The organism is Nonomuraea sp. NPDC050783 (assembly GCF_040802095.1).
Taxonomy (GTDB): Bacteria; Actinomycetota; Actinomycetes; order Streptosporangiales; family Streptosporangiaceae; genus Nonomuraea.
Genome location: NZ_JBFAHK010000003.1, coordinates 319,360 through 332,296, shown reverse-complemented (window position 1 = coordinate 332,296; position 12,937 = coordinate 319,360). Strand labels below are relative to the sequence as shown.

The 12,937-nt window shown below is 72.6% G+C and carries 7 protein-coding genes; 3 read left to right on the top strand and 4 right to left on the bottom strand.

Going from position 1 to position 12,937, the window contains the following annotated elements; genetic code table 11:
• Positions 1-3: 3 nt before the first annotated feature.
• Together AB0H75_RS09635 and AB0H75_RS09630 are read right to left on the bottom strand one after the other, a co-directional pair.
• A complete protein-coding gene (locus AB0H75_RS09635) occupies positions 4-1,785 on the bottom strand; it encodes a serine/threonine-protein kinase (RefSeq protein ID WP_367793213.1) in 1,782 nt (593 codons plus the stop codon).
• Positions 1,786-1,795: 10 nt separating this feature from the next.
• Positions 1,796-3,631, bottom strand: coding sequence for a protein kinase (locus tag AB0H75_RS09630; protein WP_367793210.1), 1,836 nt, complete (start codon positions 3,629-3,631; stop codon positions 1,796-1,798).
• 309 nt (positions 3,632-3,940) lie between these two features.
• On the opposite strand from AB0H75_RS09630, the gene AB0H75_RS09625 reads away from it, so the two are divergent.
• Positions 3,941-5,083 (top strand): chorismate mutase, encoded by a 1,143-nt coding sequence (locus tag AB0H75_RS09625; RefSeq protein WP_367793208.1) that lies wholly within the window; start codon positions 3,941-3,943, stop codon positions 5,081-5,083.
• A 38-nt stretch (positions 5,084-5,121) separates the two neighbouring features.
• On the opposite strand, the gene AB0H75_RS09620 is transcribed toward AB0H75_RS09625, so the two are convergent.
• The gene (locus AB0H75_RS09620) at positions 5,122-6,141 is read right to left on the bottom strand and encodes an SGNH/GDSL hydrolase family protein (protein ID WP_367793205.1); all 1,020 of its coding nucleotides are present in this window, start codon (positions 6,139-6,141) and stop codon (positions 5,122-5,124) included.
• A gap of 219 nt (positions 6,142-6,360) precedes the next feature.
• Complete coding sequence (locus tag AB0H75_RS09615) at positions 6,361-7,716, bottom strand: amino acid permease (protein WP_367793203.1); 1,356 nt, start codon at positions 7,714-7,716, stop codon at positions 6,361-6,363.
• A gap of 173 nt (positions 7,717-7,889) precedes the next feature.
• Between AB0H75_RS09615 and dnaE the strand changes: the two genes are divergently transcribed.
• Both dnaE and AB0H75_RS09605 read left to right on the top strand, forming a co-directional pair.
• Positions 7,890-11,417 (top strand): DNA polymerase III subunit alpha, encoded by a 3,528-nt coding sequence (dnaE, locus tag AB0H75_RS09610; RefSeq protein WP_367793200.1) that lies wholly within the window; start codon positions 7,890-7,892, stop codon positions 11,415-11,417.
• Positions 11,418-11,564: 147 nt separating this feature from the next.
• Positions 11,565-12,935 carry an amidase gene (locus AB0H75_RS09605; RefSeq protein WP_367793197.1) on the top strand — a complete coding sequence of 457 codons (1,371 nt, stop codon included), beginning with the start codon at positions 11,565-11,567 and terminating at the stop codon, positions 12,933-12,935.
• The last annotated feature ends 2 nt before the right edge of the window (positions 12,936-12,937 follow it).

Sequence of the window (12,937 nt, the reverse complement as noted above, 5' to 3'; positions counted from 1 at the left end):
CTTTCACAGCGGTCGGAAGGTCTTCGTGAAGGCGTCGAAGTAGTGGCGGTCCCGCGCCCAGCGGGAGTCGGGGGTCTCCCAGTAGAGGGCGAAGGGACGGCCGTCGGCGGTGCGGAACCCCCGGTTGATCACATGGATGAGGCTTCCTGAGCGCATCCGGGTGAACTCCCAGTCGGCGGCCTGCCGTCCAAGGTACCTGACGCCGGTGATGCCGACGCGCGTGTAGCCCTGGAACTCGTTCCTGGCCAGGATCTCCTTCTCCAGGCCCAGCCAGTGGCGCTTCGGGTCCCGCCACGGCTGGTCGGGGACGGTCCACTCGACGATCAGCGTCCCCGGGGTGCCGGGGCCCGTGAGGGAGACGCTGTCCCTCGTGGGGTTCTTCCTGACCTGCCAGTTCCGGGGGAGGCCGATGGTGAAGCGGCCGGGCGTGCTGGAGAACGTGCGCCAGCCGGCGGGGAGCGGGCGTGCCGTGGCGTCCGGCTCGCCGGAGCCGCCGGGCGAGGTCGCCGGGGTCGCGCTCGGGCTCCCGGGCTCCGGGCTGGTGGGGACCGGGCTGGTGGGAGCCGAGGTCGCGGAGGCTGTGACGACCGGGGCCGCCCCGGTGTCGGCCGTCGTCGAGGAGCCGTCCGCCAGGCGGTTGTGGAGCAGCATGCCGCCCGCGCCCAGGACCGCCGCCGCCACCAGGGCGGCGGGCAGCCCGACGCGCAGCGCCCTGCCGCGCCGCCGCCGCTCCGGCACCGTGGTGTGCGGGGCACCCGGCGAGCGGGACCCCCCGGCCGCCGGCCCGCCGGTCCCTCCCCCGGCTGCCGGCCCGTCGGTCCCTCCTCCGGGCAAGGGCCCGGCAGTCCCTCCTCCGGGGAACGGCCCGCCGGTCCCTCCTCCGGGCAAGGGCCCGGCGGTCCTTCCTCCGGGGAACGGCCCGCCGGTCCCTCCTCCGGGGAACGGCCCGGCGGTTCCCGCCGGGAACGGCGCGGCGGGCTGGGTGTGCGTCGTGGCGACCTCGTACAGCAGCCGCGCGGCCTCCTCGGCCGGCATCCGGGCGGCCGGGTCGCGGCGCAGCAGCCCCATGACGACCGGCGCCAGCGCGCCCGCCCGGCGCGGCGGCTCCGGCTGGTCGCGCAGGACCGCCGCCACCGTCGCCGGCCACGACTCGCGCTTGAACGGCGGCTCGCCCTCGACGGCCGCGTACAGGGTGGCGCCCAGCGACCACAGGTCGGACTCCGGCCGCGCCGGCTCGCCGTTGAGCCGCTCCGGCGGCATGTACGCCGGCGTGCCCACCAGCCCGCCGGTCGCCGTCAGCCCCGCCTCGGCCTCCAGCGTGGCGATGCCGAAGTCGGTCAGCACCACCCGGCCGTCGTCGGCGAGCAGCACGTTCTCGGGCTTGACGTCGCGGTGCAGCACCCCGGTCGCGTGCGCGGCGCGCAGCGCGTCCAGCACCCGGCCGCCGATCACCGCCACCTGCCCGGCCGGCAGCGGCCCCTGCTCGCGCACCACCTGCGCCAGGGAGCGGGAGCGTACGAGCTGCATGACGATCCACGGCCGGCCGTCCTCCTCGACCACGTCGTGGACGACCACCACCGACGGGTGGTCGAGGCGGCCCGCCGCCCTGGCCTCCCTGATCGTGCGGCGGTTCAGCTCGGCCCGACGGGCGTCGCCGACGCCCGCGTAGCGGACCTCCTTGATGGCGACGGTGCGGTCCAGCAGCTCGTCGTAGGCCCGCCACACCACGCCCATGCCGCCCTCGCCGAGGGGTTCGAGCAGACGGTAGCGGTTGCTGACACGCACGGCGGGAAGCCTACTTGGCCGGCTTGAACGACGCGCAGAACCCCTCGAAGAAGTGGTAATCGTCCTTCCAGTGGCTGTTGAGGGTGTGCCAGTAGATGGCGTACGCGCGCCCGTTGTCGGTGAGGAAGCCCCGGTTGCGCACCCGCGTCTTGCCGGTGTTGGTGTTCCAGGTGAAGTCCCAGTCGGCGGCGGACTTCTGGTAGTCGACGCGCTTGATGTCGAGCTTCTTGTAGCCGCCGAAGTTGTGCTTGAGGTAGGGCTCCTGCTTCTTCCAGTCCTTGTACGGGTCCTTGCCCGGCTTGACGGCCTCTTCGACCATCACGTACGCGTTGGGCGCCGCCCCCGGCCCCTTGAACTTGACCTGCCGCCCGTTGCGGTCCCACTCGTCCCAGCCGGGAGGCAGCCCGATGGTGAAGCCCATCTTCTTGTCCTTGTACCACTTCCAGCCCTTCGGCAGCGTGGCCTCCGTCTTGTCCTCGCTCGGGGTGGGGCTCGGCGTGGCCGTGGGGGTGGCGGTGGCCGTGGGCGTGGTCGTCGGGGTGGTCGTCGGGGTGGTGCTCACGCTCGGCGTGGCCGACTGGCCGGCGGACGGCGTGCCCCCGCTCCCGCTCGGTGACGGCGGGGCGGACGCCGAGGTGGTCACGGCCGCCCCGGAGGCGCCCCCGTCGTCGGGGTCGTCGCCGGGGACCGAGCGCAGGCCGAGGTAGCCGGCCACGCCCGCGACCAGCATGACGGCCAGGGCCGCCGCGATGACCGGGCCGGGCCGCCGCTGGGACGGGTCGCGCGCGTCCACGGTGGACTCGGCCGGCGGCTTCGGCCCGCCGGTCACGGGGGTGAGCCGCGCGCCGGTCTCGGGCGGGGTGGAGGCGAGGGCGGGAGCGAGGTCGGGGTCGGTCGGGGTGTCGTCCTCGGCGGGCGGCTTGGGCTGATAGGGCTGCTTGCGCGGCCGGGCCGGGGCGGTGGCCTTGCGCGGCGCGGCCTGCTCGGGCACGGCGGTCGGGAACTGCGCGGTGAGCCGCGGGCTGGCCTGCGCGAGGGCCTGGCGCAGCATGCGCTCGGTCTCCTCGTACGTCAGCCGCTGCACCGGCTCCTTGCGCAGCAGCCCGGAGATCACCTCGGCCAGCGGGCCGGCGTGCGGGGCGGGGTCGGGCTCGTCGGTCAGCACGGCGTGCATCGTGGCCAGCGCCATGCCGCGCTCGTGCGGCGAGCGGCCCTCCACCGCCGTGTAGAGGGTCGCGCCCAGCGACCACAGGTCGGACTCGCGCCGCGCGGGCAGCCCCTTCAGCCGCTCCGGGGCGATGAACGCCGGCGTGCCCGCCAGCCCCGTCACGGTGAGCTGCGTCTCGGTCTCCAGCGTGGCGATGCCGAAGTCGGTCAGCACCACCCGGCCGTCGTCGGCGAGCAGCACGTTCTCGGGCTTGACGTCGCGGTGCAGCACGCCCGCCTCGTGCGCGCGGTGCAGCGCGTCGAGCACGGCCAGGCCGATCTCGGCCACCCGCTTGGGCGGCAGCGGCCCCTCCTGCTTGATCACCGCCCCCAGCGAGCGCGACTGCACGAGCTGCATGACGATCCAGGGACGGTCGTCCTCCTCGATCACGTCGTGGACGACGATCACGTTGGGATGCTCGAATCTGGCCGCCGCCCTCGCCTCGCGCATCGTGCGCCGGTTCAGGAGCTGCACCTCTTCGCCCAAGGCGGCCGCGTACCGGACCTCCTTGACCGCGACAGTGCGGTCGAGGAGCTCGTCGTGGGCCCGCCAGACGATGCCCATCCCGCCCCTGCCGATGATTTCCTGCAGGTGGTAGCGGCCGGCGATGCGACGTCCCGCCTGCTTACGATCCGACATCAACGGCCTCAAACCCTCCCTCTCGGCCAAGAAATACTCCCATAGCGAGGGATCAACGGCGACTCGCTCGAAGGACAGTCCGCCATGCGAGAAGCGCCATCCGGCAGGTGGGACGCGGGTGTAGGGTGCGGATATGACTTGTCGCAAGGCGTTTACCGAGCCGGCTCCGGGAGGGCCGGTCGGCAGCTAGCGACCACCTGGAGCCGGCACGAGGCAGAGACACCCCCGTCTCTGCCTTTTTCGTTTCCCCCGCCGGCTCCCTGCGCAGGGCGTATGAGGGTGGCCGGCCCGTATGGAGAGGTTTCGGCCATGTCATCGACCTTGGAACGGCACGCGGAACAGCACGCGGAACAGCACGCGATCGCCGTCGGCGGCCTGCTGGTGGGCGAGGGGCCCGCCGTGGTGATCGGCGACCGGGTGAGCCTGCGGGCGCATCCGGCGGCGGCGGACGCTCACGAGGTGCTGCGCGCCGCTGTCCCCGCCGTCTCCGCCGACACCGGCGGGGAGGACGGGAAGGGCGGGAAGGGCGGGGACGCCGGGCGCCGCGGCGCGGTGCTCGCCGAGCCGCGCACCGCCGCCGACCTACCGGCCATCGCCGAGCTGGCGGACGCCGTGGTGGTGGGAGCCGCGTGGACCCGGGACATCCCGCTGGTCCTGGCGGCGGCGGGGCTCGGACTGCCCGTCGTCGTCGAGCGGCGGCCCGGGGCCTCGCTGGAGGAGTGGCTGGAGCTGGCCGCCTACTGCGCGTCCGAGGGCGACGGGCGGGTGATCCTGTGCGAGGGCGGGCGGCTCGATCTCGGGCTGATGCGGGCGGCCCGCGCGGCGTCGGGGCGGCCGGTCCTGGCCGACGTCTCGGCCGACCCCGGCCTGTCGGCGGCCGCCGTCGCCGCCGGCGCCGACGGCCTCATCGTCCACGCCCCGGCCCGCCTCCTGGACGCCGTCCCGGCGCGGGACGAGCCGCACGCTCCTGCCCGCCTCCAGGGCGCCGTCCCAGTGCGGGACGAGCCGCCCGCCCCGGCCCGCCTCCTGGGCGCCGCTCCGGCGCGGGACGAGCCGCCCGCCCCCGCGCTTCCCGGCCCGCGTTCCCCCGGCTCGCCGGGGACGGTGGAGGCGCTCGCGGCGATGCGGGTGGCGCAGGAGGCCGTGACGGTCGTCGGGGCGCTGCTGCGGCCCGAGTCGCCCGCCACGATCCCGGAGTGCCGCGCCGCCATCGACCGGGTGGACGCCGCCCTGGCGACCCTCCTCGAACGGCGTGCCGCCCTCGCGGGCACCGTCCAGCGCCTCAAGCCCGTGGGGGGCTTCGCCGGCCGCGACCCGGCCAGGGAGCGCGCCCTGGTGGCCCGCATGGCCCTGCGCGCCCCGTCCCTCGGCGAGGCCCGCCTGGCCCCCGTCATGAACGCCGTCATCGAGGCCGGCCTCCACCTGGCGGAGGAGCGCGCCCGCCGGCGGTGAGCCCCGACGGCCCGCCATGCCCTGGCGGACGCCGGTGATCAAGGAGCGACGGGGCGGAAGTTGCCGAGCGGGCGGCCGGGGCCGGCGGCGATCTGCGCGCTGACGAGTTCGGCGAAGCGCCGGTAGCCGTCGCCCGTCGGGTGGTAGCTGCGGGCGTTGACCTTGAACGGGTCGGTGTCCAGCGCCAGCCCGTTCAGGTACGGCTGCGGCCGCCCCACCTCGTGCCCGGTGAACGCCTCGTACGCGTCCACGTACTCGGCGCTGCCCGGCCCGCCGAAGGCGGCGATCGCCCGGTCGAAGTCGCGCACCACGGACCCCACCGTGTCGTTGAGCCGCCGCGTCACGCCGTTCAGCCACCGCTGGTCGTCCACGCCGAGGTTGTCGACCGGCGAGACCGGGTCCTCGGGAAACGGCCTCGGGTAGCCGAGGACGACGATCCTGGCGCCGGGCGCCCGGCCGCGCAGCTCCCGCAGGACCTTGAGCAGGTCGGTGCGCAGCTGCTCGATGCGGCGGCCGACGGCGGTGTCCTGGTCGACGCAGGCCGACGACCAGGGCAGCTTGGCGATGCAGGTGGTCAGGACCCGGGTGAAGCCCGTGTCGTTGCCACCGATGCTCAACGTCACCAGGCTCGTGGCCGGGCCGACGCGGGTGACCTGCGGCCGCTGGCCCCACTGGCCGGTGAAGAGCTGGGCGATGGTGGCGCCGCTGCAGGCGTAGAAGGCGGTGCCGCCGGCGAAGCGGTAGGTGCCGGCGATCAGGGGGACGTAGGAGCCGGTGGCGCGGTGGCAGCGGTCGGCGCCGTCGTTGACCGGCTTCCGGTCCAGGTCGTAGACGCCCTCGCCGGAGGAGTAGGAGTCGCCGAGCGCGACGTACGCGCCGCTCTGCGCCGCCTGCAACGGCGTCAGGCGGACCCGCTCCGGCAGCCGCCCGGCCGGGGCGGCCCCGTCGGGGCAACCGGCGTCGAGGACGGCGCAGGCCAGCTTGGGCAGGACCCCCAGGGGCAGGCACGCCAGGGCTAACGCGACACCCAGGGCCACCGCGACGGCGACCCGCGCCACCCCGGGCCCGCCGGCCTTCGGGGCAGCGACGGACGGGACAGTGATGGGCGAGGCAGTGACGGGCGAGGCAGCGACGGGCGAGGCAGCGACGGGCGCCGCTCGGACAGCGCCCTCGGTTTCCGGCACGTTTCGTTCCGGTGCGTCCCGTTCCGGTGCGTCCAGTTCCGGTGCGTCCAGTGCGGCCTCCCCCCGAACGGCGGACTTCGTGCCCCATCGAGACTAACCCGTCCCCGCCCGCCCTCCGCGCCGCCCGCGCACCAGCAGCCATCCCAGCGCGATGGCCACGACCAGCGCCGGGATGAGGAAGAACGCCACCCGCTGATCGCGGTCGGCGAACGGCATCAGCAGCACCACCAGCGCCAGGAACGCCAGCGTCAGCCAGTTGGTGTAGGGCGAGCCCGGCATGGGGAACGCCGAGCGGTGCCCCGCCTGCCGCAGCCGGGTCTGGCAGTAGACCAGCACCCCCCAGGTGGTGATCACCCCGAGCGAGGCGACCGCGGTGGCGATGTTGAACGCCCGCTCCGGCAGGAAGTAGAACAGCGCCACCCCCGCCAGGAACATGGCGGCGGTGAACAGGACGCCCCCCATGGGCACGTGCCGCGTGCTGAGCGCGGCGGCGAACCGCGGCGCCTCCCGCTTCACGGCCATCGAGCGCAGGATGCGCCCGGTGGCGTACAGGCCGGAGTTGCAGGACGACAGCGCCGCCGTGATCACGACGAGGTTCATGGCGTCGGCCGCCCACGGCACGCCGAGCCCGGAGAAGACGGTCACGAACGGCGAGACCCCCGCCCGGTAGGCGGTCCACGGCAGCACCATCGCCAGCAGCAGCACCGACCCGACGTAGAAGATCGCGATCCGCCACACCACGCCGTTGATGGCCCGCGGCAGGACCTCGCGCGGCCGCACCGTCTCGCCCGCCGCGATCCCGACCAGCTCGATCGAGGCGTACGCGAACACCACCGACTGCAGGCTCATCAGCACCAGCGGCAGCCCGGTGGGCGCGAACCCGCCGTGCGCCACGAGGTTGCCCGCCCCGGCGCCGCCGATCGAGAAGACCACCAGCACCAGCCCCACCACCAGGAAGGCGGTGATCGCCACCACCTTGAGCAGCGCGAACCAGAACTCCATCTCCCCGAACAGCCGCACCGACAGCAGGTTGACCGTCAGCACGAGGGCGAGCGCGATCAGCGCCGTCAGCGCCTGGGGGAAGGCGGGCGCCCAGTAATGGATGTAGGCGGCGATCGCGGTCAGCTCGGCGATGCCGGTGAACGCCCAGTTGACCCAGTACATCCAGCCGCTGGCGAAGGCCGCCCACGGCCCGATGAACTCGGCGGCGTACTCGACGAACGACCCCGACGCGGGCCGGTAGAGCACCAGCTCGCCGAGCGCCCGCATGACGAAGAAGGCCGCCAGCCCGGCCGCGGCGTACGACAGCACCAGGGCGGGCCCGGTGGCCTGCAACCGGCCGCCCGCCCCGAGGAACAGCCCCACCCCGATCGCCCCGCCGATGGCGATCATCTGGACCTGCCGGTTGCCCAGCGCGGGCCTGTATCCCTCGTCGGTCTCCGTGCGCACTCCGCGTCCTTTCCGTCACTCTTCGTGGCCACGACGATATCGGCGCCGCTGATCGCGCGGACCCCCGGCGCGCCGGTCCGGTGATCGCCGCGGGATGGCTCCGGATTGTCGGCGCGGGCCACTAGAGTCGGAGCGCACCATCAGGATCAGGCAGACCCGGGAGGCGCCGCTCCATGTCGTCCAGCGACTCGTTCGTCCATCTGCACGTGCACACCGAATACTCGATGCTGGACGGCGCCGCCCGGCTGAAGCAGATGTTCAAACAGGTCGGCGACCTGGGCATGCCGGCGATCGCGATCACCGACCACGGCAACATGCACGGCGCCTACGACTTCTACAAGCAGGCGACCGGCGCGGGCATCAAGCCGATCATCGGCATCGAGGCGTACGTCGCGCCGGAGAGCCGCCACAACAAGCGGCCGGTGCTGTGGGGCGAGCCGCACCAGAAGAAGGACGACGTCTCGGCGGGTGGTTACTACACCCACATGACGATCTGGGCCCGCAACAAGACGGGCCTGCACAACCTGATGAAGCTCAGCTCGCGCGCCTACACCGAGGGGTTCGTGCGCAAGTGGGCCCGCATGGACGCCGAGATCCTGGCCGAGCACGCCGACGGCCTCATGGCCACCACCGGCTGCCCCTCCGGCGAGGTGCAGACCCGGCTGCGCCTCGGCCAGTACGACCAGGCGCTCGCGGCCGCCGCGAAATACCAGGACATCTTCGGCAAGGACAACTTCTTCCTGGAGATCATGGACCACGGCCTCGACATCGAGCGCCGCGTCCGCGACGGGCTGACCCGCATCAGCAAGGAGCTGGGCATCCCGCCGCTGGTCACCAACGACTCCCACTACACCTACGAGTCCGACGCCGCCTCCCACGACGCCCTCCTGTGCATCCAGACCGGCAAGCAGCTGTCCGACCCCGACCGCTTCCGCTTCGACGGCACCGGCTACTACATCAAGACCGCCGACGAGATGCGCGCCGTCGACTCCTCCGACCTGTGGGCCGAGGGCTGCCGCAACACCCTGCTGGTGGCCGAGAAGGTCGATCCCGAGGGCTTCTTCACCTACAAGAACCTCATGCCGACCTTCCCCGTCCCCGACGGGATGAGCGAGGAGGAATACTTCCGGCAGGAGGTCTGGAAGGGCCTGCGGCGCCGCTTCCCCGAGGGCGTCGACGACGAGCACCGCGAGTGGGCCGAGAAGGAGCTGCGGGTCATCGTCCAGATGGGCTTCCCCAGCTACTTCCTCGTGGTCGCCGACTTCATCATGTGGGCCAAGAACAACGGCATTCGGGTCGGCCCGGGGCGTGGCTCGGCGGCCGGCTCGCTGGTGGCGTACGCGCTGGGCATCACCGACCTCGACCCGATCCCGCACGGCCTGATCTTCGAGCGCTTCCTCAACCCCGAGCGCGTGTCCATGCCCGACGTCGACATCGACTTCGACGAGCGCCGGCGCGGCGACGTGATCCGGTACGTCACCGAGAAGTGGGGCGCCGACAAGGTCGCCATGATCGCCACGTTCGGCACCATCAAGGCCAAGGCCGCCATCAAGGACGCCGGCCGCGTCCTGGGCTACCCGTACGCGCTGGGCGACAAGGTCTCCAAGGCCTTCCCGCCCGCCGTCATGGGCAAGGACATCCCGCTGTCGGGCATCTTCGACAAGGACCACCCGCGTTACGCCGAGGCGGGCGAGCTGCGCAAGCTCTACGAGGAGGACGTCGACGTCAAGGCGACGATCGACCTCGGGCGCGGCCTGGAGGGCCTGATCCGGCAGACCGGCGTGCACGCCGCCGGCGTGATCATGTCCGCCGAGGTGCTGACCGACCACATCCCGATCATGCGCCGCGACTCCGACGGCGCGATCATCACGCAGTTCGACTACCCGACCTGCGAGACGCTCGGCCTGCTGAAGATGGACTTCCTGGGCCTGCGCAACCTCACGATCATCGACGACTGCCTGAAGATGATCGAGGCCACCACCGGCGAGCAGATCGACCTGCTCAAGCTGCCGCTCGACGACCGCAAGGCCTACGAGCTGCTGGCCAGGGGCGACACGCTCGGCATCTTCCAGCTCGACGGCGGCGGCATGCGCTCGCTGATGCGGCTCATGCGTCCCGACAACTTCGAGGACATCTCCGCCGCCCTCGCCCTCTACCGCCCCGGCCCGATGGGCGCCAACTCGCACACCAACTACGCGCTGCGCAAGAACGGCCAGCAGGAGATCACCCCGATCCACCCCGAGCTGGAGGAGCCGCTCGAGGAGATCCTGTCCACGACCCACGGCCTGATCGTCTATCAGGAGCAGGTCATGGCCATCGCCCAGAAGGTCGCCAACTACTCGCTGGGCGGCGCCGACCTGCTGCGGCGCGCGATGGGCAAGAAGAAGAAGTCCGAGCTGGACAAACAGTTCGTGACCTTCGAGAAGGGCATGAAGGACAACGGCTTCTCCGACGCCGCCGTCAAGGCCCTGTGGGACATCCTGCTGCCCTTCTCCGACTACGCCTTCAACAAGGCCCACACCGCCGGCTACGGCCTGGTCGCCTACTGGACCGCCTACCTCAAGGCCAACCACCCGGCCGCCTACATGGCCGCGCTGCTGTCGTCGGTCAAGGACGACAAGGACAAGTCGGCGCTCTACCTCAACGAGTGCCGCCGCATGGGCATCAAGGTCTTCCCGCCGGACGTCAACGACTCCGACTTCGACTTCACCCCGCGCGGCACCGACATCCGCTTCGGCCTGTCGGCCGTCCGCAACGTCGGCGCCAACGTCGTGGACGGCATCATCGCCGCCCGCAAGGAGAAGGGCCGCTTCACCGACTTCAAGGACTTCCTGCGCAAGGTGCCCGCCCTGGTGTGCAACAAGCGCGTCATCGAGTCGCTGGTCAAGGCCGGCGCGTTCGACTCGCTCGGGCACGTGCGCAAGGGCCTGGTCATGGTGCACGAGCAGGCCGTGGACGCGATCATCGACATCAAGAAGAACGAGGCCATCGGCCAGGACTCCCTGTTCGGCGCGATCGACGGCGGCGAGGACCAGACGTTCGACGTGCAGATCCCGCCGGGGGAGTGGGACAAGACCACGCTGCTGCAGTTCGAGCGGGAGATGCTGGGCCTGTACGTGTCCGACCATCCGCTGTTCGGCGTCGAGCACATCCTGGCGGCCGGGGCCGACTGCTCGATCGCGGCCCTGCAGGACGACAGCCGGCCCGACGGGCAGATCGTGACGGTGGGCGGCATCCTCAGCGGGGTGCAGCGCAAGGTCACCAAGAAGGGCGACACCTGGGTGCTGACCCAGCTCGAAGACCTCGAAGGCTCGATCGAGGTGATGATCTTCCCGTCGGCCTACCAGCTGTGCGCGACGATCCTGGCCGAGGACGCCATCGTGTTCGTCAAGGGGCGCATCGACAAGCGCGAGGACATCGCCAAGATCATCGCGATGGAGGTGACCGCGCCCGACCTCACCCAGGAGGCCGGCGGGCCGCTGCTGGTGAGCCTGCCGCTGACCCGCTGCACGCCGCCCGTGGTGACCCGGCTGAAGGAGATCCTCACCACCCATCCGGGCACGTCCGAGGTGCACCTGCAGGTCCACAACGGGCCGCGCACGACGGTGATGCGGGTCGACGACCGGCTCCGCGTCACCCCGTCGCCGGCCCTGATGGGCGACCTCAAGCAACTCCTCGGCCCGGCCTGCCTGGGCGCCTGACCCGAAAGCCCGGAGCCCGGGGCGCCTGACCGGAAGGCCGGCGCCCAGGGCTGACGGTTGGGGCGCCTGATCTCGACAGGGTGGCGGGGCGGCGGTGGGCAACCCTCGCCGTCGCCCGGCCGTCCCCCGTGGGGCAGGATCGTCAGCGTGAGCGAACTGCACTACCTCAGCGCGACCGAGCTGGCCGGCCTGATCAGGGCCGGGCAGGTGAGCGCCGTGGAGGTCGTCCGGGCCTGCCTCGACCGCATCGAGCAGGTCAACCCGCACGTCAACGCCATCGTCACCCTGGTCGCCGAGCAGGCGCTCGACGCGGCGAAGGCGGCCGACGCCCGGGAGCCGGACGGCCCGCTGCACGGCGTGCCCGTCGCGCACAAGGACCTCCTCGACACCGCCGGCATCCGCACCACCTACGGCTCGCCGCTCTACGCCGACCACGTCCCGGACCAGGACGAGCTGATCGTCGAGCGGCTGCGCGCGGCCGGGGCGATCAGCATCGGCAAGACCAACACGCCCGAGTTCGGCACCGGCTCCCACACGGTCAACGAGGTGTTCGGCGCGACCAGGAACCCCTACGACCTGTCCAGGTCGGCGGGCGGCAGCAGCGGCGGCGCCGCCGTGGCGCTGGCCACCGGCATGGTGCCGCTGGCCGACGGCTCCGACATGGGCGGCTCGCTCCGCAACCCGGCCTCGTTCTGCAACGTCGTGGGCCTGCGCCCCACCCCGGGCCGGATCCCGGTGATCTCCGACGTCAACGCCTGGTACACGCTGTCGGTCCTCGGGCCGATGGCGCGGACGGTCGAGGACGTCACGCTGATGTTCGGCGCCATCGCCGGGTTCGACCGGCGCTCGCCGTACGCGATCAAGGAGATCTTCGCGCCCGAGCCGGAGGAGGGCGTGCGGGGGATGCGGGTGGCGTGGAGCCCCGACCTGGGCGGGCTGCCGGTGGACCCGCGCACCGCCGCCGTCACCGCCACCGCGCCCGCCGTGTTCGAGCGGCTCGGGGCGTACGTGGAGCAGGTCGAGCTGGACCTCTGGGACGCCGAGGACGCCTTCCGCACCTACCGGGCCTGGCACTACGCGCTGTCCTTCGGCGACCTCGACCGGCTCGGCCCCAACACCGCCTGGAACGTCGAGCAGGGCCGCCAGGTCACCGGCGCCGACCTGGCCCGGGCCGAGCGGGCGCGCAGCCGCCTCTACCAGCGCATGGCGGAGTTCTTCGACACCTACGACGTGCTGATCGCGCCGGTCAGCCAGGTGCCGCCGTTCCCGGTCGAGCAGCCGTACGTCAGCGAGATCAACGGGGAGAGGCTGCCGGACTACATGACGTGGATGCGCTCGGCGTACTGGATCAGCGCGCTGCACGCGCCGGCCGCCTCGGTGCCGGCCGGGTTCACGCCGGAGGGGCTGCCGGTGGGGGTGCAGATCGTCGGCGCGCCGTTCGCCGACGCCCAGGTGCTGCGCGTGGCCCGCGCCTTCGAACAGGCCACCGGCCACGGCCGGCGCCGCCCGCCCCTCTGAGC